The organism is Bradyrhizobium sp. USDA 4504 (genome assembly GCF_054063995.1).
This window is the reverse complement of sequence record NZ_JBSSGV010000001.1, coordinates 1,054,351-1,076,497: the sequence shown is the minus strand read 5'-3', so window position 1 is coordinate 1,076,497 and position 22,147 is coordinate 1,054,351. Positions and strand designations below refer to the sequence as shown.

The 22,147-nt window shown below is 64.6% G+C and carries 18 protein-coding genes; 11 read left to right on the top strand and 7 right to left on the bottom strand.

Annotated features, from left to right (window positions below; all coding sequences use genetic code 11):
- Window positions 1–44 precede the first annotated feature (44 nt).
- Window positions 45–1,808, bottom strand: a complete 1,764-nt coding sequence (locus ACVMB1_RS04615; protein WP_076827043.1) for an ABC transporter ATP-binding protein — start codon at window positions 1,806–1,808, stop codon at window positions 45–47.
- Between the two features lie 313 nt (window positions 1,809–2,121).
- Between ACVMB1_RS04615 and ACVMB1_RS04610 the strand changes: the two genes are divergently transcribed.
- From ACVMB1_RS04610 to ACVMB1_RS04585, 6 genes are all read left to right on the top strand, one after another.
- On the top strand, window positions 2,122–3,189 hold the full coding sequence (locus ACVMB1_RS04610; protein WP_057017535.1) for a glycosyltransferase family 4 protein: 1,068 nt from the start codon (window positions 2,122–2,124) through the stop codon (window positions 3,187–3,189).
- Between the two features lie 303 nt (window positions 3,190–3,492).
- Complete coding sequence (locus tag ACVMB1_RS04605; RefSeq protein WP_057017536.1) at window positions 3,493–4,746, top strand: ABC transporter substrate-binding protein; 1,254 nt, start codon at window positions 3,493–3,495, stop codon at window positions 4,744–4,746.
- A 16-nt stretch (window positions 4,747–4,762) separates the two neighbouring features.
- Complete coding sequence (locus tag ACVMB1_RS04600; protein WP_028334343.1) at window positions 4,763–5,632, top strand: branched-chain amino acid ABC transporter permease; 870 nt, start codon at window positions 4,763–4,765, stop codon at window positions 5,630–5,632.
- Complete coding sequence (locus tag ACVMB1_RS04595) at window positions 5,632–6,618, top strand: branched-chain amino acid ABC transporter permease (RefSeq protein ID WP_076827047.1); 987 nt, start codon at window positions 5,632–5,634, stop codon at window positions 6,616–6,618. The genes ACVMB1_RS04600 and ACVMB1_RS04595 overlap by 1 nt, the downstream gene beginning before the upstream one ends.
- Window positions 6,619–6,628: 10 nt before the next feature.
- Window positions 6,629–7,378, top strand: a complete 750-nt coding sequence (locus tag ACVMB1_RS04590; RefSeq protein WP_076827049.1) for an ABC transporter ATP-binding protein — start codon at window positions 6,629–6,631, stop codon at window positions 7,376–7,378.
- Window positions 7,371–8,075, top strand: coding sequence for an ABC transporter ATP-binding protein (locus ACVMB1_RS04585; protein WP_206601509.1), 705 nt, complete (start codon window positions 7,371–7,373; stop codon window positions 8,073–8,075). The genes ACVMB1_RS04590 and ACVMB1_RS04585 overlap by 8 nt, the downstream gene beginning before the upstream one ends.
- A gap of 120 nt (window positions 8,076–8,195) precedes the next feature.
- On the opposite strand, the gene ACVMB1_RS04580 is transcribed toward ACVMB1_RS04585, so the two are convergent.
- Together ACVMB1_RS04580 and ACVMB1_RS04575 are read right to left on the bottom strand one after the other, a co-directional pair.
- Window positions 8,196–10,139, bottom strand: a complete 1,944-nt coding sequence (locus ACVMB1_RS04580; RefSeq protein WP_076827053.1) for an alkyl/aryl-sulfatase — start codon at window positions 10,137–10,139, stop codon at window positions 8,196–8,198.
- Between the two features lie 49 nt (window positions 10,140–10,188).
- On the bottom strand, window positions 10,189–12,009 hold the full coding sequence (locus ACVMB1_RS04575) for a flavin-containing monooxygenase (protein ID WP_083714980.1): 1,821 nt from the start codon (window positions 12,007–12,009) through the stop codon (window positions 10,189–10,191).
- Window positions 12,010–12,132: 123 nt separating this feature from the next.
- On the opposite strand from ACVMB1_RS04575, the gene ACVMB1_RS04570 reads away from it, so the two are divergent.
- Window positions 12,133–12,921: an IclR family transcriptional regulator gene (locus ACVMB1_RS04570; RefSeq protein ID WP_076827055.1), complete on the top strand. Its 789-nt coding sequence runs from the start codon at window positions 12,133–12,135 to the stop codon at window positions 12,919–12,921.
- Window positions 12,922–13,095: 174 nt separating this feature from the next.
- Window positions 13,096–14,259, top strand: coding sequence for an IS4 family transposase (locus ACVMB1_RS04565; RefSeq protein ID WP_456814107.1), 1,164 nt, complete (start codon window positions 13,096–13,098; stop codon window positions 14,257–14,259).
- Between the two features lie 194 nt (window positions 14,260–14,453).
- On the opposite strand, the gene ACVMB1_RS04560 is transcribed toward ACVMB1_RS04565, so the two are convergent.
- From ACVMB1_RS04560 to ACVMB1_RS04545, 4 genes are all read right to left on the bottom strand, one after another.
- Entirely contained in the window at window positions 14,454–15,557 is a 1,104-nt protein-coding gene (locus ACVMB1_RS04560) for an ABC transporter ATP-binding protein (RefSeq protein WP_456814106.1), read from the bottom strand.
- 15 nt (window positions 15,558–15,572) lie between these two features.
- Window positions 15,573–16,598, bottom strand: a complete 1,026-nt coding sequence (locus tag ACVMB1_RS04555) for an ABC transporter substrate-binding protein (protein ID WP_244558777.1) — start codon at window positions 16,596–16,598, stop codon at window positions 15,573–15,575.
- Between the two features lie 23 nt (window positions 16,599–16,621).
- Entirely contained in the window at window positions 16,622–18,364 is a 1,743-nt protein-coding gene (locus ACVMB1_RS04550) for an ABC transporter permease (protein WP_050385128.1), read from the bottom strand.
- Between the two features lie 611 nt (window positions 18,365–18,975).
- Entirely contained in the window at window positions 18,976–19,338 is a 363-nt protein-coding gene (locus ACVMB1_RS04545; RefSeq protein WP_016846500.1) for a darcynin family protein, read from the bottom strand.
- A gap of 77 nt (window positions 19,339–19,415) precedes the next feature.
- Between ACVMB1_RS04545 and ACVMB1_RS04540 the strand changes: the two genes are divergently transcribed.
- The 3 genes from ACVMB1_RS04540 to ACVMB1_RS04530 all read left to right on the top strand — a co-directional run bounded on the left by ACVMB1_RS04540 (window position 19,416) and on the right by ACVMB1_RS04530 (window position 22,139).
- Window positions 19,416–20,039: a TetR/AcrR family transcriptional regulator gene (locus tag ACVMB1_RS04540; RefSeq protein ID WP_076827061.1), complete on the top strand. Its 624-nt coding sequence runs from the start codon at window positions 19,416–19,418 to the stop codon at window positions 20,037–20,039.
- Between the two features lie 99 nt (window positions 20,040–20,138).
- Window positions 20,139–21,536 carry an MFS transporter gene (locus ACVMB1_RS04535; protein WP_076827063.1) on the top strand — a complete coding sequence of 466 codons (1,398 nt, stop codon included), beginning with the start codon at window positions 20,139–20,141 and terminating at the stop codon, window positions 21,534–21,536.
- Between the two features lie 153 nt (window positions 21,537–21,689).
- Complete coding sequence (locus ACVMB1_RS04530) at window positions 21,690–22,139, top strand: (2Fe-2S)-binding protein (RefSeq protein WP_016846497.1); 450 nt, start codon at window positions 21,690–21,692, stop codon at window positions 22,137–22,139.
- Window positions 22,140–22,147: the final 8 nt, after the last annotated feature.

Below are 22,147 nucleotides of genomic sequence, written 5' to 3'. Positions count from 1 at the left end.
GAACGAACGCACCGGAACGCACAAACGCACTTGACGACGCGGGGTCAGGCCGCGCTGGTGGAAAGGCGGCCCATTTCACGCGCGACCAGGTCGCGGTAGGGGCCCCTTCCCTTCACGAGGATATCGGGCGGACCGTCCTCGACGATCCGGCCGCCCTGCAGCACAAGCACGCGGTCGAAGCTGCGCAGCGTCGCGAGGCGGTGCGCGATCGCGACCACGGTACGCCCGCGCATCAGCCGCGACAACGCCTCGCGGATCGCCTCCTCGGAATCGGCATCGAGCGCCGCGGTGGCCTCGTCGAGCAGCAGGATCGGCGCATCCTTCAGGAAGGCGCGCGCGATCGCGATGCGCTGGCGCTGGCCGCCGGAGACCTTGACGCCGCGATCGCCGACGATGGTGTTCATGCCCTCGGGCAAAGTTTCGATGAAGTCGCAGCGCGCCGCGATCGCCGCCCGCAGCACCTCGTCGTCGGTGGCGTCCGGCCGGCCGTAGCGGATGTTCTCCAGGATCGAACGGTGGAACAGCGAGATATCCTGCGGCACCACCGAGATTGCGGCGCGCAGGCTTTGCTGCGTGACGCGCGAGATGTCCTGGCCGTCGACGGTGATGTTGCCCTGCTCGACGTCGTAGAAGCGCTGCAGAAGGGTAAACAGTGTTGACTTGCCTCCGCCGGAGTGGCCGACCAGGCCGACCCGCTGGCCGGGCTGGATGCGCAGGCTGAAGCGCTCGAACACCTGCAGGCCGCCGGGATAGCGGAACGAGACATTGTTGAAGGCGATTGCCGCGCCGCTCTTCACCAGCGCCTCGGCCTCCGGATGGTCCTTCAGCTCGTGCGGCTGCAGCAGCGTCGCCAGCGCCTCAGTCAGCCGCGCGACATGCTGGGTGACGTCGACCAGCGCGACCGCGAGATCGCGGGTGGCGCTGAGGATCGAGATGCCGAGCGTGCAGACCAGCACGACATCGCCGGTGGTCGCCGCGCCCTGCTGCCAGAGACTGAGCGCCCAGGCCAGCATCGCGATGGTCAGGATGACGGTCACGCCGGCGTGAATGAGACGAAGCTTCTCAAGGTAGCGCAGGGAACGGCCGCGCGCGACGAGTTCCCGATTGACGGTCGCATCGAAGCGTTCGTGCTCATAGCCGAGGCCGCAGAACGCGCGTACCAGCGGCAGGTTGTTGATGACGTCGACCATTTCGCCGTCCACGGCGGCCGCCCTGTTGGCGAAATCGTCATGCAGCGGCCGGCCGGCGGCGGCGATGCGGAACATGGCCACCACCATGGTTCCGGCGATCAGGATCAGCACTGCTGACATTGTCACGCTGACTGTTCCAACCAGGGCGATCGCCGCGAAGGTCGCGATGCAGGGCGGCAACACGTTCCATACGAACATATTCTCGACGGTGAACACCGCGTTCGAGGTCGCCGTGATCCGGCTGGTCAGCATGCCCGGCAGCCGGTCCGTGAAATAGCTCGGCGCGTGGCCGGTGAGATGGCGGAACATGTCGCGGCGAAGATCGCCGGTGACGCTGACAAAGGTGTAGCTCGCGGTCCAGCTCGCGATCCGCCACAGGAAGTTGTCGGCTGCAATCAGTGACATGAGCAGAGCGAATGCCAGCCATACGCCGTTCGCGGCCGACGGCCCTGCCGACAGCGCATCGACCAGATTCTTCACGCCGTATTGCGTGCCTACCGAGCAGGCAACCGCCGCAACAACGGCTGACAAAATCACAACATGCGACGGCAGACGCCGGCGCAGATAGCGCAACACAAAGGGAAACGGACGATGCGCGTATCCTGACAGATGGTCCATGACGTCCTGCAAAGCTGTTGAAGGTGAACGAGAAAATTCTAGTCGAAGCTCTCGCGCACGATGACGTGAAGGGCGGCGGTGGGATTCCTTGATGCAGCCATCACTGCGCAACAATTTTGCAACGCTGGCATAGGCAAAACCGTGTTGGAGCGTGATGGCATCAGCAAGACCACAGTGTGATGGAAGAAAGAAGCGGCAGATCTCCCACATCTAAGGAACCTCGCACGTGCGAGAACGTTCCCGTCTTTGGCATGTCGGCGCCATCTGAGGGCTGAGGGTAGTTCATTCCACATTACAAACAGGAGACGGAGAGATGCGCATCGCGCAGGTTGCCCCGCTGACGGAGGCTGTTCCCCCCAAGCTCTACGGCGGCACCGAACGGGTCGTGCACTGGCTGACCGAAGAACTTGTAACACTTGGACATGACGTGACGTTGTTCGCCAGTGGCGATTCTCAAACCTCCGCGAAGCTCGATGCGACCTGGCCGAAGGCACTGCGGCTCGACGGCTCGGTCCGCGATCCCAATGCGCTCCACATGGTGATGCTGGAACGCGTGCGGCAGAAGGCCGACGACGAGGAGTTCGACTTCCTGCACTGCCATCTCGACTATTATCCGTGGTCGCTGTTCGCGCGGCAGCCGACGCCGTTCGTCACCACCTTGCACGGACGGCTCGACCTGCCGGAGCATCAGCCGGTCTTCAACACCTTCTCGAAGATTCCGGTGATCTCGATTTCCAACGCGCAGCGGCGGCCGGTGCCGCAGGCGCATTGGGTGCGCACCATCCATCACGGCCTACCGGAGAATCTGCTGACGCCGCAACCGGCGAAGCCGTCCTATCTCGCGGTACTCGGGCGCATCGCGCCGGAGAAAGGCGTCGATCGCGCGATCAAGATCGCAACCCGCTGCGGCATTCCGCTGAGGATCGCGGCCAAGGTCGATCGTGCCGACCAGGAATATTACGATGAGTTGATCAAGCCGCTGATCACCAGCAACCCGTTGGTCGAGTTCATCGGCGAAATCAGCGACCGCGAGAAGCCGGATTTTCTCAGCGGCGCGATCGGGCTCCTGGTTCCGATCGACTGGCCGGAGCCGTTCGGCCTCGTGATGATCGAAGCGATGGCCTGCGGCACGCCCGTCATCGCCTATAACCGCGGCTCGGTGCCGGAGATCATCGAGGATGGCCTGACCGGCTTCATCGTCGAGGACGAGATCAGTGCAATCTCCTCCGTCGGCCGCCTAGGAACGCTCAATCGCGACGCGATCCGCAAGCAGTTCGAGACCCGCTTCACCGCGCGGCGCATGGCGCTCGACTATCTCGCCGCCTTCCGCGGCCTGATGGAAGCCGAGCCGCGCTTCAAGCTGGTGGCCAGCGCAGAGTAGCAGTTGCAGCGGCCGATCGAATGATCCGGCGGGCCGGCCGGCACCATCCGTGCCGGTCCGTCGGGTCGTTCGATTGTCAATAATACCGTCGTGCGCGGCGGCAACTCTCACGCAGCAAAACACTCCGCATGCGCGCGTCGCACGATTGCTGCGACGCACCAGCGATGACAGGTTTCCCCATCAGTTCGGCTGATATCGCCTTTGCGAATGCCGAATTACGTGCTCTTATGCGCCGCGCTTGAGCAAAAAATAATAAGCGAGCGGACGGAGCAACCGTGCCGTGATCGCGCAGGGGGGAACGCCATGACAGGGGACCGCAAGCCGTCGGCCATTAATAATGCCGCACCGACCAGAGCCTCACAAAACAAGCTGAACCGCCGCAAATTCCTCGCCAAGACCGGCGGCGTGCTGGCGGCAGGCGCGTTCGGCGCCGTTCCGCTGCGCGGCTGGGCGGCCGATCCGATCAACATCGGCGCGCTCTATCCGACCACCGGCAGCATGGCGCAGATCGGCGTCGGCTGCGTGGCTGCGGCCAAGCTCGCGGTCGACATGGTCAACGAGGCCGGCGGCATCAAGTCGCTCGGCGGCGCCAAGCTCAACCTCATCGTCTCGGACGTGCAGAGCGACACCACGGTGACGCGCACCGAGACCGACCGCCTGATCACGGGCAACAAGCTGTCGGCGATCCACGGCTGCTATGCCAGCGCGCTGACCTTGATCGCGAGCGAAGTCTGCGAACGGGCGAAGGTCCCGATCATCACCGGATCGAGCTCCGATCAGCTCAACAAGGGACGCACCTACACCTTCACGCCGTTCGCGCGCGCTTCGCAGTTTGCCAAGGCGCAGCTGCAGATGGCCAAGCTGGTCAGCGAGCAGGCCAAGGTCGCCGTCATTTTCGAGAACACCGCGTTCGGCACCTCGACCTCGAACGGGCTGAAGGAGCTGGCGCCGGGCGAAGGCGTCGAGATCGTGATGTTCGAGCCCTACTCGGCCGGCTTCACCGATGCGAGCCCGCTGATCAACAAGGTCAAGGCCTCCGGCGCCAACACGCTGTTCTCACTGTCCTATCTCAACGACCTCATCCTGATCGTGCGCACCGTGAAGCAGGTCGGGCTCAACATCGCGATCAACGGCGGCTCCGGCGGCTTCGTGATGCCGGACTTCTACAAGAATGTCGGCAATGCCGCCGAGGGCCTGCAGGGCGTTGCGCACTGGAACCACGACGTCAGCGACGACGCGCAGAAGGTGAATGCCGAATTCAAGAAGCGCACCGGCGAGTTCGCGTTCGAATATGCCGGCGGCCTGGTCGCGCAGACCTTCATGCTGGCCGACGCGCTGGAGCGCGCCGCCTCCGCCGATCCCAAGAAGGTGCGCGAGGCGCTCTCGACGCTCGATGTTTCCTCGGGCTTTGCTGCGATGGCGCCGGGCGGCAAGGTGAAGTTCGGGCCGGACGGCAAGAACGTCTACGGCCGCCCGGTCGGCGTGCAGTGGCAAAACACCGATCTCGTCAGCGTCTTCCCGAAGGAAGACGCCCGCGCCCCGCTGATGAAGACCTGAACCGCGGTCGCATCGCATGTGGGAGACACTGGCCCAGGCCGTGATCAACGGCCTGCTCATCGGCGGCATCTACGCGCTTGTCAGCATCGGCGTCACGCTGATCTTCGGCGTGGTCAAGATCGTCAACTTCGCCCAGGGCGAGTTCGTGATGATCGGGATGTATATCTCGTTCTTCCTCGCCACCCAGTTCGGCATCGATCCACTGGTCTCGCTCGTGGTCTCGATGCCGGTGCTGTTCCTCGCCGGCGTCCTGATCCAGCATTTCCTGATCCGCAGGGTGCTGGGGCCGAACGACATGCCGCAGATCTTCCTGACCTTCGCGCTGTCGCTGTTGCTGCTCAATCTCTCGCTGATGTTGTTCAGCGCCAATTACCGCACAGTCCACACGTCCTATTCGGATGCGGCGTGGCATATCGGCGGGCTGTACATCCCGGTGGCGAAACTGATCGCCTTCGCGGTCGCGATGGCGCTGAGCGGGCTGCTGTGGGTATTCCTGCACACCACCGATCTCGGCCGCGCGATGCGCGCCGCATCGCAGAACCGCGACGTCGCGATGCTGATGGGGATCAATCCGAACCGCGTGTTCGCGGTCGCGTTCGGCACCGCGCTGGCGCTCGCGGGCGCCGCCGGCTCGCTGCTGATGCCGTTCTATTCAGCCTATCCATTCGTCGGCCAGGTGTTCGTGCTGATGGCGTTCGTCGCGGTCGTGATGGGCACGCTCGGCAATGTGATGGGCGCGCTGATCGCAAGCCTGATGATGGGCGTCGCGGAATCGCTCGGCATCCAGTTCGTCGGCGCCGATTCCGGCTTGATCGTGGTGTTCGCGCTGCTGCTGCTGACGCTCGCGTTCAGGCCAAGCGGGCTCGGCGCCAGGAGGGGCCGGTGATGCAGACGTCCAGCAACTTCAAATGGCTGTGGCTCGCGATCGGGGCGGTCGTCATGCTCGCCTTGCCCCAGCTCGTCACCTCATCGTTCGCGATCGACATCTTCATCCGCATCCTGCTGTTCTCCTTCATCGGCGTCGCCTGGAACCTGATGGGCGGCTACGCCAAGCAGCTGTCGCTCGGCCACGCCGCCTATTTCGGGCTCGGCGCCTACACCTCCACCATCATGCAGGTGAACTACGGCATCTCGCCCTGGATCGGGATGATCGCGGGCGGCGTGGTCGCGATGCTCGCAAGCCTGCCGATCGGCTGGCTCTGCTTCCGCCTGCGCGGCCCCTATTTCACCATCGCCACCATCGCGACCGCCCAGGTGCTGATGCTGATCTTCCTCAAGTTCCGCGACTTCGCCTGGGGCGCCGAAGGCACCACGATCCCGAATCTCGGCAGTGCGCCGTTGATGATGCAGTTCGAGGAAAAGTCGTCGTACTATTACGTCGTGCTCGGCCTGCTCGTGGTCGGGCTGTGGATCACCCACAGAATCGAGAAATCCTGGATCGGCTACTATCTCGTCGCGATCGGCGAGGATGAGGACGCCGCCGAGGCGGTCGGTGTCAACGCGCCGAAGGTCAAGCGCGACATCTACATGATCAGCGCGTTCCTGACCGCGCTCGCCGGCACCTTCTACACGCAATACATCTACTTCATCGATCCCGCGACCGCGTTCAGCTTCAACGTCTCGATCGAGGCGGCGCTGGTGTCGATCGTCGGCGGCATCGGCACGCTGTGGGGACCGGTGATCGGCACCGTGCTGCTGGAGACCACGTCGGCGCTGCTGCAAAGCTGGCTCGGCAGCTCGGTCGGCGGCATCCAGCTCACGGTCTACAGCCTGATCCTGATGGCTGTCATCCTGTGGCGGCCGACCGGACTGATCGGGTTCGCGACCGACATCTATCACCGCACCGCCCGGCGCAAGCCGGCGCGCGCCTGAGGTCGTCGCGATGGCAGAAGCACTCGTCATCAAGGGTCTCAGCAAGCGCTTTGGCGGCCTGCGCGCCGTGCAGGACGTCAGCTTCACGGTGCAGGAGAACGAGACGGTCGCGCTGATCGGGCCAAACGGCGCCGGCAAGACCACGAGCTTTCATTTGATCACGGGATTTCATCGGCCGGATTCCGGCTCGGTGCTCGCCTTCGGTCACGAGATCGTGGGGCTCAAGCCGCATGATGTCTGCGCGCTGGGCCTTGCCCGCACCTTCCAGGTGGCAAAGCCGTTCGGCGCGATGACCGTGCTCGCCAATGTGATGACCGGCGCGTTCCTGCGCGACCGGCATATCGCGGCCGCGCGCAACAAGGCGCTCGAGGCGATCGAGTTCGTCGGCCTTTCCGTCAAAGAGCAGACCCCGGCCAAGGACCTCACCACCATCGACCAGCGCCGGCTGGAAATGGCCCGCGCGCTGGCAACGCAGCCAAAGATCCTGCTGCTCGACGAGGTGATGGCCGGACTCAACCCGGCCGAGATCGACCAGGCGGTGGCGCTGGTGAAGAAGCTCTCCGCCAGCGGCCTCACCATCGTGATCGTCGAGCATGTGATGCGCGCGATCATGGCGGTGGCTCGCCACATCGTGGTGCTCGACCACGGCCAGAAGATCGCCGAGGGCGCGCCGAAGGAGATCGTGGAGAATCCGGAAGTGATCCGCGCCTATCTCGGCTCCTATGTGCATCCGCCGGCGCAGGGAGACGCCCATGCTTGAGCTCTCGCGCGTCAGCGCCAGCTACGGCTCGGTCCCTGCCATCACCGATGTCAGCATCTCCATTGGCGAGGGCGAAGCCGTCGGCCTGTTAGGTGCCAACGGTGCCGGCAAGAGCACGACGCTGCGCGCCGTCTCCGGCCTCGTCAAGCTGTTCGGCGGCAAGGTCACGTTCGACGGCGTCGACCTCGCCACGCTGCCGCCCTACCGGATCCCCGAGCTCGGCATCGCGCATGTGCCGGAAGGCCGCCAGGTGTTCCCGGAAATGACGGTGCAGGAGAATCTCGAGATCGGCGCCTACACGCCGAAGGCCAAGGCGGATCGCGCGCGCACGATGGAGCTCGTTTACAGTATCTTCCCGCGGCTCGCCGACCGCAGGAGACAGTTCGCCGGCACCATGAGCGGCGGCGAGCAGCAGATGCTCGCGGTCGGCCGCGGCCTGATGCTGAAGCCGCGCCTGTTGATGCTGGACGAGCCCTCGCTGGGCCTCGCGCCTGTGATGACCGACGTCACCTTCGAGAAGATCGGCGAGATCCACAAGATGGGCACCGCGATCCTGCTGGTCGAGCAGAATGTCAGCCGCGCGCTGTCGCTGGTGCAGCGGGCCTACGTGCTGGAAAGCGGCAATGTGATCATGCAAGGCAGCAGCGCCGAGCTCGCGGGCAACAAGCAGGTGCAGGCGGCGTATCTCGGGATTTGAGATACTTGCCAACTCAGTGCGTAAGTTAAGTGCCACGTCATTCCGGGATGGTCCGAAGGACCAGACCCGGAATCTCGAGATTCCGGGTTCGATGCTTCGCATCGCCCCGGAATGACTTCGTCACGTCACCGCCGTCCGCTTCGGCTCGACGATCTCGAACATCCGCGGGAATTCGTCCATCAGCGCCATCAATTCATCGAGCCGCTGCAGCTCGCCGGATGTCTTGATCCTGCCGGCATCGACGGCGTCCGGGAAAGTGGTCAGCTTGGCGATGACCTCGTCTAGCACGCTGCGCGCCAGCGTGAAGCTCGCCTGCGCATCGGCCGCCTGCGCACCCCTAACGTAGGTCAGGGCTGAATTCTCGAGATTGAGCACGAAGGTCTCGCCGGTATCGGTAAAGCTCCAGTTCAGCACGATGCGCTTGCCTTCGGCCTTGGGGCCGTTGAGGCGGATGCCGAGCACGTCCCAAAGCTGCTCGGTGCGCAGCGCAGCCAGCGTCTCGCGCGGCATCGGCGAGCGCGGCGGCGTCTTCGGCATGCCCTGCCGCAGCTCCTGCGCACCGAACAGATAGGCGTTGCGCCAGGTCGAGCTTTCCGCGGCATAGCCGAGCTGCTCGAACGTGTCGGCGAGGAGCGAGCGCGCGGCCTGATTATCAGGCTCGGCGAACACGAGATGGCTGACGGCCTGCGCCACGAAACGGAATTCGCCCTTGGCAAAATCCGCCGCGGCGCGTTTCAGGATCGCGTCGGCGCCGCCCATATACTCCACATATTTCTTGCCGGCCTCGACCGGCGGCAGCGGATCGAGGTTGACCGGATTGGCATCGTACCAGCCGAGATATTTCTGGTAGATCGCCTTCACATTGTGCCTGATGTGGCCGTAATAGCCGCGGCCGTGCCAGGCGCCCTCCAGGCTCTGCGGCAGGCGGATCGTCTCGGCGATCTCGGCTGCATTGAGCCCATGGTTCATCAGACGGATGGTCTGGTCGTGCGCGTATTTGTAGAGGTCGCGCTGCTCGCGGATCACGCTGTCGATCCGCGCCTGCCCCCACACCGGCCAGTGGTGCTGGCCGCACATCGCTTCCGCCTTGCCGCCCCACATCTGCAACGCCTCGCCGAGATATTTCGACCAGGCCAGCGCATCGCGCACATCCGCGCCGCGGAACGGCAGCAGATTGTGGAAATTGTGCGTGCAGTTCTCCGCAAGATTCAGGAGCTTGTAGCGCGGGATGAAGAAATGCATCTCCGCCGGCGCCTCGCTGTTCGGCGCCATCTGGAATTCGAACTCGACGCCGTCGATCACGCGCTTGTCGCCGGTCGCGATGATCAAATCGGTCGGCCGCAGCAGCGCCACGCCGCCCGCGGCCATAGTCTTGCCGAGGCCGCAGTCGACATGGCCGCGCACGCCCTTGGCGAGGAACGGCCCGAACTGGTATTGCGCACGGCGCAGCATCGCCGGCCCCGCGATGATGTTCTCGGAGACCGCATGCTCCATGAAGAGGTTCGGCGCGATGATCGGCACGCCCGCCGCCAGCATAGCGTCGTCGAGCACACCGCGGGCGCCGCCCCAATGGTCGGTGTGGGTGTGGGTGAAGATGACGGCGGCGACCGGCCGCTTGCCGCGGTGCCGGAAGTACAATTCCATCGCGGCGCGCGCGCCCTCGATCGAGGTCAGCGTGTCGACCACGATGACGCCCGTGTCGCCCTCGATCAGGGTCATGTTGGCGATGTCGAGGCCACGCACCTGGTAGACACCCGGCACCACCTCGAACAGGCCGTGATGCATGTTGAGCCGCGACTGCCGCCACAGGCTCGGATCGACGGTCGCGGGCGCTTTCTCCTCGGACAGGAATCCGTAGGGCTCGAGACTCCAGACCACCCTGCCCTGGGCCGAGGTGACGCGTGCGTTCTCGATGGTGCCGAGAAAGCCGCGCGCGGCGTCGTCGAAGTCCCTGGTGTCGGCGAACGGCAGCGCCTTCAGCGTCGCCGCGTGCTGCGCGATGACCGGCGCGGATGCCGCCTTCGGACTTTCGTGCGACGTTTCGCTTGCGGTTGTCTGGGCCATACTCAAGCACTCCCTCGATTGGCGGAAATCGGTTCCGATCGCGCTTCCCTCAGCGGAATTGCACGCCCTCGAACTGGCCGCTACGGCGCCAGCCGTCGATATATTTGAAGTAGGCCAGCGCGCCCGAGGGATGGCCGACACTGAGCTTGGCCGCGGGACCGGGCTCACGGCCCTCATTGTTGTAGTAACCGGGCGTGCAATCCGGCCCGCCGATCATCCGGCCGACGCCAGTCAGCAGCAGTTCGACCCAGCGATCCTCGGCTTCCTTGCTGACCTCGATTTCCATGAAGCCGTTGTCCTGCGCGTGGCCGACCATCAGCGCGATGGTGCGCGCCGCTTCGGTCAGATTGTGTGGCACGTTGGAGATCAGATTGGCGCCCTGGGTCGGCTGCACGAAGAACACGTTGGGGAAGCCGTGCACGTGGATGCCGTGCTTGGTACGCATGCCCTCGGCCCAGTGCTCCGATAGCTTGATGCCGTCGCGGCCGGTCAGATCGAAGCCCGCGCGCCGCTTGTACTCGGTACCGACCTCAAAGCCGGACGCATAGATGATGCAGTCGAGCTGATACTCCTTGCCCGCAACGACGATTCCGTTCTCGGTGATCTCCTCGACGCCCTTGCCGTCGGTATCGACCAGATGGGTGCCCGGCGTATTGAACGCCTGCAGATAGGCGTCGTGGAAGCATGGCCGCTTGCAGAGCTGGCCGTACCAGGCCTTGAGATTCCTGGCGGTGTCGACGTCGCGGACGATGGTGTCGACCCGGTTGCGGATTTCCTCCATCTTCTCGAAGTCGGAATCCTCGAACGCGGCCCGCATGTTTTCCACGCTTCGCTGCTCGCGCGGCAGCAGCATGATCTTGGCGCGGATCCGCTTCGACAGGTCGGTCCAGCCGTCCTGCACCAGATCCTCCTCGGCCGATCCGCCGGCCTGGTTGGCGGTGAAATTCTCCAGCCAGCGCTGTTGCCAGCCCGGCGTCGCGATCTCGGCAAACCAGTCGGGATCGATCGGCTCGTTGCCGCGCACATCGACCGACGATGGCGTACGCTGGAATACGTAGAGCTCCTTGCAGGCGCGCGCGAGGTGCGGAATGCATTGCACCGAGGTCGCGCCGGTGCCGATGATGCCGACGCGCTTGTCGGCCAGCTTCTCCATCAGCGCGCCCTTGGGGTCACCGCCGGTGTAGTCGTAATCCCAGCGGCTGGTGTGGAACGAGTGGCCCTTGAAGCGCTCGATGCCGGGTATGCCGGGCAGTTTCGGCACGTGCAGCGGGCCTGTGCCGATGCCGACATATTGCGCGGTAAACGCGTCGCCCCGCGTGGTGCGGATGATCCAGCGCGATTGCGCGGCGTCCCAATCGAGGCTCGTGACCTCGGTGTGGAACAGCGCGTTGTCGTAGAGACTGAATTGCCTGCCGATCCGCTGGCAATGCGCGAGGATCTCGGGCGCATGCGCGTATTTCTCGGACGGCATGTGGCCGGTCTCTTCCAGCAGCGGCATGTAGACCATCGACGCCGTATCGCATTGCGCGCCGGGATATCGGTTCCAGTACCAGGTGCCGCCGAAATCGCCGCCCTTCTCGACAATGCGGACGTCCTTGATCCCGGCCTCGGTCAGCCGCGCCGCGGTGGCGAGCCCGGCGAAGCCGCCGCCGATAAAGGCGAAGGTGACGTGATCGGTCTTCGGCGCGCGCTCAACGACCGGCGTGTAGGGATCGTCGAGATAATGCGCGAGCTGGCCCTTGATCTGGAGATACTGGTCATTGCCGTCGGGACGCAGCCGCTTGTTGCGCTCCTCCTGATACTTCAGGCGCAGCCTCTCCTTGTCGATCGCGGCGGGCTTTGCGTCTCGGGCTTGCTCGGTCATCGTCATCGGGAGTCGCCTCGCTCCAGCGGTTCCTTGTCCTTATTCCCGGCAGATAAACCGATATCGACACGATTTGCAAATTTATTCCGATATATTGACAAATCAGGCCATCTGCGACCAATATTCCGTATGATAGCATCTTCCCCTGCCGAGACTCAGGCGGACCCGTCCTTTGCGACCACCCTGGCGCATGGGCTCGATGTACTGGCGGCGTTTCGCCGTCATCCCGGCTCGCTGTCGAACGCCGAACTCGCGTTGCATACCGGCCTGTCGCGGCCGACGGTGTCGCGGCTGACCTACACGCTCGAGCAGCTCGGCTATCTCAGGCGCGACACCAAGGGCCGCTTCGTGCTCGGGCTGGGCGCGCTCGCCGCCGCCTATCCTGTGTTGTCCGCGCTGAAGGTGCGCCAGCTGGCACGTCCGCTGATGCGCGACTTCGCGACCTATGCCGGCGGCACGGTGTCGATCGCGATGCCGTTCGGGATCGACTTCATCTATGTCGAGACGTTGCGCACGATGGATACCGCGCCGCACGTGCCCGACGTCGGCTTTGTCAGCACGCTGGCGCCGACCGCGGTCGGGCACGCACTGCTGTCGCTGTTCACCGAGGACGAACTCGGCGCCTATGTCGCGCGCGTCAAGGCCGAGCGCCCCGACGAATTCGATTACGTGCAGAAGCGCACCTTGCCCGACATCGAATTGTGCCGCGAGCGCGGCTTTGCCGTCTCGCTCGGCGAATGGCGGCGCGAGATCTTCGGCGTCGCCGCCCCGCTCTATCGGACGCCGACCGGCGAATGCCTGTCGGTCAATTGCGGCGTCCCCTCCTTCCGCTTCAGCGCCGAGCAGATCGAGCGCGAATGCGGTCCGCGCATCCTCGGACTCGCCCGCAGCATCCGCGCGCTGGTGGAGGAAGGTTAGGCGGCGCGCTGGTGGCACGGGCTGCCTGCCATCGCGCCACGCGACGGCCGCCGCTTCACCTCGCCCCCGCGTGCGCAGGGGTGTCCGGGGAATGATTCACTGTGTCGCGGTGCATGCTCGGCAGGACCGAGGCAAATCGGTCTTTTCTGGTTGTCGAGACACAGAGGGCCGAGCATGCGATATCGCGGTAGCATTTTTGGAAGGCTGCTTGAACCGATCAATCGACGGCAGTTTCAGACGGTTGTGGATCGTCTGGACGGGGATGCCTACGACAAGTCGTTCAGGAGCTGGGATCATCTGGTGGCGCTGATCTATGCCCAGCTTAGCGGCAACAGCAGTCTGCGCGGGGTGGTGACTGGCTTCAACGCCAATTCGCAGCATCACTATCACTTGGGAACCGGCAAGCTGTCGCGCTCGACGTTGTCCGATGCCAATGCCCGCCATCCGATCGGCATTTTCGCGCAAACCTTTGCGGCGCTGTCGGCGATGGCGCGTCGCCAGCTGCGGAGTGAAGGCATGGAGATGGTGCGTCTGATCGACGCCAGTCCGATCCCGCTCGGCAAGGTCTGCAGTTGGGCGACGTGGAACGGCCGCATCCGCGGCATGAAGCTGCATGTCGTCTACGACCCAAGGAGCGATGTCCCGACCTGCGTCGAGATGACGGCCGCGAACGTCAATGACATCGAGATCGGCCGACAGACCCCAATCCAGCCCGCCACCACCTATGTGTTTGACAAGGGCTATTGCCGTTTCGACTGGTGGCAGAAGATCAATGATAGCAAGGCTTTCTTCGTTACCCGGGCGAAGACGAGCATCCGTCTTCGCTCGCTCAGGCATCGCGCCATCCGCAAGCGTAACGGGGATGGCTTCGAAATCCTTGCCGATGACGAGGTGAAGCTCACCAGCAAGGGCGATTCGCGCCTTCCAATCCCGCTCCGCCGCATCAAGATCAGACGCGAGAAAGGCGGCAAGATCACACTCCTGACCAACGACCTTGCCCGTAGCGCCGTCGAGATCGCCGCCCTCTACAAGAGCCGATGGCAAATCGAGCTGCTGTTCCGCTGGATCAAGCAGCATCTCGATATTCGCAAGTTCCTCGGCGCCAACGACAACGCGATCCGCCTTCAGGTGCTCGCTGCGATGATTGCCTACCTGCTGCTGCGCATCGCCGCTCACACCAACTGCATCAAAATGCTCCCGCTCAGGTTCGCCGAACTCGTCGGCCAGCTCCTGCTCACGCGTCGATCCCTCGCTGCCATCGACAAACCTCCGCCCATCAACCCCAGCCGTCGGAAATCAACCATCTCACCTGACCAGATGGAGCTCCGCTATGCCTGAATTTCCCCGGACACCCCTGCCGCGTGCGGGGAGAGGTCGGAATGCATCGTTAGATGGGTTCCGGGTGAGGGAGAGCCTCGCAAACGCAACTATCACTGTATTCGCGGAAGCAGCCCCTCACCCCACCCTCTCCCCGCGAAGAGCGGGGCGAGGGAGCCCAGCCCCTTCGCCACTCGACGCGACAATACCACGCTCTACTCATGCGATGCCGGCCCGCTGTCGCGATAGGCCCACAGGCATTCGCGCGGCAACGCGACCTGTGCCTCGACGCCGACCTGATGGCGCGCGGCGGTGCCGAGCTCGATCGCTTCCAGCCGTTTGCCGAACAGCTCGATGCCGTAGGCGGTCTGGGTGCCCTGATATCTGCGGTCGAGCACCTTTGCCGCGAACGTGTTGGCGCCGTCGGGCCGGCCGATCGCGATGTTCTCGGGCCGCAGCGCGATCCGCACTTTCTCGTCGGGCTTGAGCGCCTGGCACAGCGCGACCTCGCCTCGCCGGCCGTCACCGAAATCGACCACGCCATAGCGGCCATTGCATGTGACGAGCGTGCCCGCGAGCTCGTTGGTTGCGCCGGTGAAATTGGCGACGAACAGATCGGCCGGACGGTTGTAGATCACGTCGGGCGTGTCCATCTGCAGCAGCTTGCCGTCGCGCATCACCCCGATCCGGTCGCCGAGCACGACCGCCTCGGCCTGGTCATGGGTGACGTAGAGCGCGGTCATCCCGGTCTGCTTGAGGATGACGCGAAGGTCGTCGCGCAGCCGCAGACGCAGTTTGGCATCGAGGTTCGACAGCGGCTCGTCGAGCAGGAGGAGTTGCGGCCGGTACACCATGCTGCGCGCCAGCGCGACGCGCTGCATCTGGCCGCCCGACAGCGCCACCACCGGCCGGTCGGCATAGTCGGACAGTCCGACCAGCGCCAGCGCCTCCTCGACCATGCGGGCAGCATCGGTGCGCCCGATCTTGCGGTGCTTCAGCGGATAGATCACGTTCTGCCGCACCGTCATATGCGGCCACACCGCATAGGACTGGAACACCATGCCGAGATCGCGCGAACGCGGCGGCACGAGGATGCCGCTTGCCGGCGAGGAGACCACCCGCCCGGAAATGCTGATCTCGCCACCGGTCGGATGCTCGAGCCCGGCGACGCAGCGCAGCGTCGTGGTCTTGCCGCAGCCGGACGGCCCCAGCAGCACCACGATCTCGCCGGCCGGCACGCCAAAGCTGACGCCGTCGATGGCCGGGCGGCCGATCGAGAACTGCTTCCTGAGATCGGTGACTTCGAGCGTCGCCGTCATCGCTGCACCATCAGCCTATTGCCGGTAGCCAAACGTCTTGTCCCAGTCCGCGACCCACGCCGCGTGCAGCTTCACATACTCGTCGAACTTCGGATACCAGAGCTTGACCACCTTTGGATCGAACCCCTCCGGATATGCCGGCGGCGCCTTCAGGGATGTGAGATTGCCAAGCTCCTTGATCATGAAGGTCTGTCCTTCCTTGGACAGACACCAGTTCAGGAACAGCTTTGCTGCATTGGGATGGGCCGCCGTCTTCGGAATGCCGGTCGCGTAGGGATTGACCGGGGCGCCTTCGGGCGGAAAGAAGATCTCGATCGGCGCGCCGTCCTTCTTCTTTTGGTAGATCACGTTGTAGAGCAGCGGCGCGATCGCGATCTCGCCGCGCACCAGCGCATCGGCCGTCGGCGCGCCGGAGGGATACAGCACCGGATGGGTCGCGGCCTGCTTTGCCCAATAGTCCTCGCCGAGCGCCTGGCGCTCGAACATGATCCGCGTCCAGGTGGTGCCGCCGGACTGCGCGAACACCTGCCCGATCAATTTGTCATACTGCGGCTTGGTCAGGTCCATCCAGGATTTCGGCGGGTCCTTCACCAGCTCGGTGTTGTAGGCGATCGACCAGGCGATCGTCGCGCGCGGCCAGTATTTCGGCGAGATCAGCGCGTGCGGATCGTAATCGGCCGCGTTCGGCGGCGCGTAATCCTGGAACAGGTCTTCCAGCGGCTGCATCAGCGCGCGGTCGGAATGGTCGACGACGTCGGCGATCAGCTTGCCGGCCGCGGCCTCAGTCTTCACGCGGGTGATCAGCTGGCCGCCGGGCGCCCGGACCATCTCGACCTTGATCTCGGGAAAGCGCTTATTGAAGGCCTTGATGACCTGCTGCTCGATCTCGGCGAAGTTCGCGGTGTAGTAGACGAGCTTGCCTTCGGACTTGGCCGCCGCGATCAACTCCGCCGAGCCGAACTCCTGCGCCTGTGCCGCAGGCGCCAATGCAAGCGTCGCCACGCTTGCCAAGGCCAGTGTGGTGAAGGTTCGTCTATCCATCGCAATCCTCCCCTTATTCGTTGTTATCCGGTCCGCGCCACGTTGCCCTGCGCCGATCCGCGCGACAGCCAGTTGGCGCCGCCGATCAGGACACCGAGCAGCACGGTCTGCACCAGGCTGAAGGCCGCGGTCTTGCCGATATTGCCGCCCTCATAATAGTCGAGCAGCAGCACCGACATCACCATGGTGTTGCTGGTGTACAGGAACAGCGACGAGCCGAGCTCGCGGATCGCCAGCACGAACAGCAGCGTCATCGACGCCAGCACCCCCGGCCGCGCCAGCGGCAACACGATCGTCCTGATGGTGCCGAGCATGCCCTTGCCGCAGACCCAGGCGGCCTCCTCGAGTTCGCGGTGGATTTGCAGGAACGAGGTCGACAGCGCCTTCACGGTGTCCGGCATGAAGCGCGCAATGAAGGCCAGCGCGAGAATCCAGATCGTGCCGTAGAGCCCGCCCGGCACGCCGATCCAGGCCCAGAGATAGGCGACGCCGACCACCAGCCCGGGGATCGCGACCGGCAGCGTCGAGATCAGGTCGATGGCGCCGCGTCCGCTGACGCGGGTGCGATGGATGGTGTAGCCGATCGCAAAGGCGAGCGCGCCGCCGACAACGGCCGTGATGACGCCGACCTCGACCGCATTGTAGATCGAGCGCATCGTCAACGGATTGTCGAAGATGCTCTCGAAATGCGTCAGCGAATATTGCCGCATGTCGAACAGGCTCGCGACGTCGCGGATGAACATGAACTTGCGGAACGCCGCGACGATCAGCGCCAGCGACGGCAGCACCACGACGATGAGGAGGTAGACGATCCCGATCGCGAAGGTGAGCCAGCGCCATGGGCCGAGATCGAGGCTGCGCGGCCGGAACGCCTTGCCCGCGACGGTGGTATAGCTGCGTCCGCTCAGCAATTTCTGCTGCAGATAGACCAGGAGCCCCGTGACCACCATCAGGATGATCGCGACCGCAGCCGCGGTGTTGTAGAGCGGCGGCGACCAGTTGGTGAGCTTGAAGATGTAAGTGGTGAGCACGTTCAGGTTGGTCGGCGCGCCGAGCACGGCGGGGATGCCGTAGATGCCGAGCATCACGATGAAGGACAGCAGCATGCCCGAGACGATCGCCGGCATGATCAGCGGGAACGTCACCGTGAACAGGGTCGCGACCGGGCTCGCGCCGGAGATTTCCGCGGCCTCCTCCAGGCTCGGGTCCATGTTGCGCAGCGCCGACGAGGTGAACATGTAGACATAGGGCGCGTAGTAGATGCCGAACACGAACACCAGGCCCCACATCGAATAGAGATCGACGCGCAGGTCGGAGCCCATCCACTTGAACATCGTGTTGATCAAGCCGGTCTTCGGCGAGCCGAGAATCGCCCAGGCCACCCCCGCGACCAGCGGCGGCGCGAACAGCGGCAGGATGCTGGCCGCGGCGATGAAGCCCTTGAACGGCGTGTTGGTGCGCACCACGATCCAGGAGAACAGGAGCCCTATCGCGACCGCGATCACCGTGCCGCCGCCGCAGGCAATCAGCGTGTTGAGCAGCGCTTCGGCGACGTTCGGATTGGCCAGCACGGCGAGGAAATTGGCGATCGACAAATGGCTCAGGCTGAGACGGATGCCGTCGACCACCGGATTGGTGTCGGTGAGCGCGCCGAGCAGCAGCATGAAGACGGGATAGATGACCAGGAAGGTCAGGATCGCCAGCAAGGCCGCGACCCAGAGGCCGGTGAACGCGCGGCGGCGAGTCCCCTCGCTGGCGCTTCGCATGGCTTCGCTGCGCCGGTCGGCCTGTCCGTGCAATGCCCGTTCCCTCTTGCGGCCCGATCTGACGCCGGGCCTGCTTGTATACCAAGGGTAGTCGATCGCGACTGTGACGCAAGCTATCCGAAAGTCGCTTCGGCGCGATTCTGTGACGCACCGCGGGAACACGAAATCGATTGATCGCGTTCGCACGCTGCTCCACCGCCGTCGTCCCGGCGACGGCCGGGACCCATACTCCGCGGCGGATGTCTTGAACGGGACTCGTCGTTCCAACACGCCCGATAAGCAGCATCGGTGGTTATGGGTCCCAGCCTGCGCCGGGACGACGATGCGGGTGCGGCGGAATTCGAGATGCCAAAACAGCCACTCGGTGTCATCACCCGCGCAAGCGAAAGCGGGTGATCCATCACTGACACCTCACTCCAAGGCATGGACGGCCTCCCGAATCGGACCAATCCAGCCAATGTTGATGTGTCAGCTATGTCTCCGAACACCCGTCAGTGATCTGTCCGGGCTGAACATCGAGCCGGGCGATGACAGATGTGGATGGGACGCAGTTGCGTCGCCACAGGCTGCCGGGACGCCGGCCCGGAACGATCCGGGCCGGCGTCGGCATCCTAGGCAAGGTAATTGCCTTCGAGCGCCGGCATGATGTCGAGCACTTCGAAATAGTGGTCCCAGAACCTCGTCTCGCGCAGGTGGTCGCAGAACCACGCCCAGGCCGAGAGGTCATCGGTCTCGCAGATCATGACGTCGGTCGCCCTGGTCGAGAAGGCCTCCGGCTCGAACCAGCGCACCTTCAGCTCCGGGCGACGCCGGAGCAAGGGAATGACCTCCTCGTGCAGGAAGGCGAGACGCTGCTCGGTCTTCAGATCGAGCCAGTGCCGCGTGGTCTTGACCATGACGAAGATATGAAACCTGTGCGGATCGTCCTCGTGCTCGGGAAGCACGGGAGACGAGGTCGTTTGCAGTGTCACCATTGATCGGTTCTCCTTTCACGGCCATAATGTGAGTAATTGCTCATATTCCACAACTCGCGTTTTGGGAGACGCCCGCCATGCCGCCGAAGCGGCGCATAAAGGCCCGCAAACAGCCGCTTCAGCAGCGTTCGCGGGAAACCGTGGCGGTGATTCTGGAAGCGGCGGCTCGCGTTTTGGAAGCGGGCGGGCTCGAGGACTACAACACCAATGCGGTCGCCGAGCGCGGCGGGATCAGCGTCGGCTCGGTGTACCAGTACTTCCCGAACAAGGACGCGCTGACGCTGGCATTGATCGCCAGATTCGAGGACGCGCTGCTGGCGAAAGTACGGGATGCGGTCGCGGCATCCGAGGGCAAGAGCCTGACGGCATCGCTCAACCTGATCGTTCGGGCCCAGCTCGAGGCGCATGCCGAGCGGGCCGGGCTCAATCGCATTCTGGAGGCCGAGGAGGATCGCCTGCGCGCGGCGTCATCGGGCACGTCAGCGGCCGGCGAATTGAAGGAGCTGGTCGCCGCCCTGCTGGCGCGGCATCGTCGTGAGATCGCAAGGCCCGTCGACGATGACGCCATCGAGGATCTGATCGTGATCAGCCGCGCCATGGTCGACCACGCGCTTCAAAACGACCTCTCGCAGGCTGCGGCCAGCCGCCGGGTGCTGCGCGCCATCGAGGGATATCTGTTCGGTCCGCGGCCGGACTTTTGACGCTTCCGGCAAGGCCGCTTCGCATACGCATCATGCAATGGCGCGGCTGGGGAACGGGATGCCGGCGTAGTACATGGCGGTCGCGGAGACATTTCAGGCATGCTCGAGAAGACCCCGACCACCGCGGCAACGGCGCCGATCACCGATGGGTTGCCTTGGGAACGCCGCCGCTGGGCGGTGGCCGCGATCTTCACGGCGCTGGCGATGGCCTCGCTCGATACCGCGATCGCCAATATCGCGCTGCCGGCGATTGCGAGCGATCTGCATGTCAGCCCTGCGGAAGTGGTCTGGGTCGTCAACGTCTATCAGATCGCGCTGGTCGCGACGCTGCTGCCGCTCGGCGCGCTCGGCGAGATCGTCGGCCACCAGCGAATCTATCTCGGCGGCCTTCTGCTGTTCACATTGGCGTCACTCGGCTGCGCCCTGGCGTGGTCGCTGCCGAGTCTGCTGGTTGCGCGCACCTTGCAGGGGCTCGGCGCCAGCGGCCTGATGAGCGTCAACACAGCGCTGGTGCGCTTCGTCTATCCGAGCCGGATGCACGGCCGCGGCTTCGGCCACAATGCGCTCGTGGTCGCGACCGCCTTCACGCTGGGGCCGACCATCGCCTCCGGAATCCTCGCGCTCGGCCCATGGCCCTGGCTGTTCGCCGTCAATATTCCGTTCGGCGTCGTCGCGTTGCTGATCGGCATGAAGACGCTGCCGACAACGCCGCGCGCCACCCACGCCTTCGATTTCGCCGGCGCGGCGCTGGCCTGCGCCTGTCTCGGCCTCTTCATCATCGGCATCGGCAGCGCCGCGCACAAGGCCGCGCCGGCGCTTGTCATCGCCGAGCTTGTCGGCGCCGTCCTGTTCGGATGGATCCTGACCCGGCGGCATGCCGACCATCCGGCGCCGATGCTGCCGATCGACCTGTTCCGGCGGCCGATCTTCGCGCTGTCCGCCGCGACCGCCGTCTGCTCGTTCGCTGTGCAGGGCCTCGCCTTCGTGTCGCTGCCGTTCTACTTCGAGGACATATTGCACCGCTCGCAGGTCGAGACCGGCTTCTTCATGACGCCCTGGCCGCTGGTGGTCGCCTTCATGGCGCCGATCGGCGGCCGGCTGTCGGACCGCTATCCGGCCGGCATTCTCGGCGGCATCGGCATGCTGCTGCTCGGACTTGGCATGGTGCTGCTCGCGACCCTGCCGGCCGAGCCCAGCGTCGCCAACATCGTCTGGCGCACGATGATCTGCGGCATCGGCTTCGGTTTCTTCCAGACCCCGAACATGAAGGCGATCATGTCGAGCGCGCCGTCGCATCGCAGCGGCAGCGCCAGCGGCATCGTCGCGACCGCGCGGCTGACCGGGCAGACCACCGGCGCCGCCCTCGCCGCGCTCTGCTTCGCGCTGGCCGACCGCGAGGGCGCCACCGTGGCGCTGGCGCTGGGTGCCGGATTTGCCGCGCTCGGCAGCGTCATGAGCTTCCTGCGTTTGGCCGTCGCTTCACCGCAAAAGTCATGACAGGTATGCGGCGCGCACAGTCCGCGGCCAAACACCACAGCATCAACTTTCTTTCGCGCTGCGAGCGCATTTTCTTGATTTGAACCGTTCCAGTTTCAAGGCCAACATCGCGCTGCAGTCCGGTCGGAGGATCGGACCATTCAGGGGATCGCGATGGCAAACCTCAAAATTAACGGCAAGACAATCACTGTAGACGTCGAGGACGATACGCCACTGTTGTGGGCTATCAGAGAGAACGTCGGACTGACGGGGACCAAATACGGTTGCGGCATCGCCCAATGCGGCGCCTGCACCGTGCATATCGACGGCGTCGCGATGCGCTCCTGCGGCGTCACGGTGAGCGAAGCGGCCGGCAAGGAAATCACCACGATCGAGGGTCTCGCGGCGGGCGGCGTGATGCACAAGGTGCAGCTCGCCTGGATCGCCAGCGACGTGCCGCAATGCGGCTATTGCCAGAGCGGCATGATCATGGCCGTCGCGGCGCTCTTGAAGGACAATCCGAAGCCGACCGACGACGACATCAACGACGCCATCACCAATATCTGCCGCTGCGGCACCTTCCAGCAGGTGCGCGAGGCGATCCATGCTGCCGCGAACGCATAAGGACGCAG

Coding starts and splice junctions, on each gene's coding strand:
- ACVMB1_RS04615 (WP_076827043.1), bottom strand. CDS start 1,808: ATGGACCATCTGTCAGGATACGCGCATCGTCCGTTTCCCTTTGTGTTG.
- ACVMB1_RS04610 (WP_057017535.1), top strand. CDS start 2,122: ATGCGCATCGCGCAGGTTGCCCCGCTGACGGAGGCTGTTCCCCCCAAG.
- ACVMB1_RS04605 (WP_057017536.1), top strand. CDS start 3,493: ATGACAGGGGACCGCAAGCCGTCGGCCATTAATAATGCCGCACCGACC.
- ACVMB1_RS04600 (WP_028334343.1), top strand. CDS start 4,763: ATGTGGGAGACACTGGCCCAGGCCGTGATCAACGGCCTGCTCATCGGC.
- ACVMB1_RS04595 (WP_076827047.1), top strand. CDS start 5,632: ATGCAGACGTCCAGCAACTTCAAATGGCTGTGGCTCGCGATCGGGGCG.
- ACVMB1_RS04590 (WP_076827049.1), top strand. CDS start 6,629: ATGGCAGAAGCACTCGTCATCAAGGGTCTCAGCAAGCGCTTTGGCGGC.
- ACVMB1_RS04585 (WP_206601509.1), top strand. CDS start 7,371: ATGCTTGAGCTCTCGCGCGTCAGCGCCAGCTACGGCTCGGTCCCTGCC.
- ACVMB1_RS04580 (WP_076827053.1), bottom strand. CDS start 10,139: ATGGCCCAGACAACCGCAAGCGAAACGTCGCACGAAAGTCCGAAGGCG.
- ACVMB1_RS04575 (WP_083714980.1), bottom strand. CDS start 12,009: ATGACGATGACCGAGCAAGCCCGAGACGCAAAGCCCGCCGCGATCGAC.
- ACVMB1_RS04570 (WP_076827055.1), top strand. CDS start 12,133: ATGATAGCATCTTCCCCTGCCGAGACTCAGGCGGACCCGTCCTTTGCG.
- ACVMB1_RS04565 (WP_456814107.1), top strand. CDS start 13,096: ATGCGATATCGCGGTAGCATTTTTGGAAGGCTGCTTGAACCGATCAAT.
- ACVMB1_RS04560 (WP_456814106.1), bottom strand. CDS start 15,557: ATGACGGCGACGCTCGAAGTCACCGATCTCAGGAAGCAGTTCTCGATC.
- ACVMB1_RS04555 (WP_244558777.1), bottom strand. CDS start 16,598: ATGGATAGACGAACCTTCACCACACTGGCCTTGGCAAGCGTGGCGACG.
- ACVMB1_RS04550 (WP_050385128.1), bottom strand. CDS start 18,364: ATGCGAAGCGCCAGCGAGGGGACTCGCCGCCGCGCGTTCACCGGCCTC.
- ACVMB1_RS04545 (WP_016846500.1), bottom strand. CDS start 19,338: ATGGTGACACTGCAAACGACCTCGTCTCCCGTGCTTCCCGAGCACGAG.
- ACVMB1_RS04540 (WP_076827061.1), top strand. CDS start 19,416: ATGCCGCCGAAGCGGCGCATAAAGGCCCGCAAACAGCCGCTTCAGCAG.
- ACVMB1_RS04535 (WP_076827063.1), top strand. CDS start 20,139: ATGCTCGAGAAGACCCCGACCACCGCGGCAACGGCGCCGATCACCGAT.
- ACVMB1_RS04530 (WP_016846497.1), top strand. CDS start 21,690: ATGGCAAACCTCAAAATTAACGGCAAGACAATCACTGTAGACGTCGAG.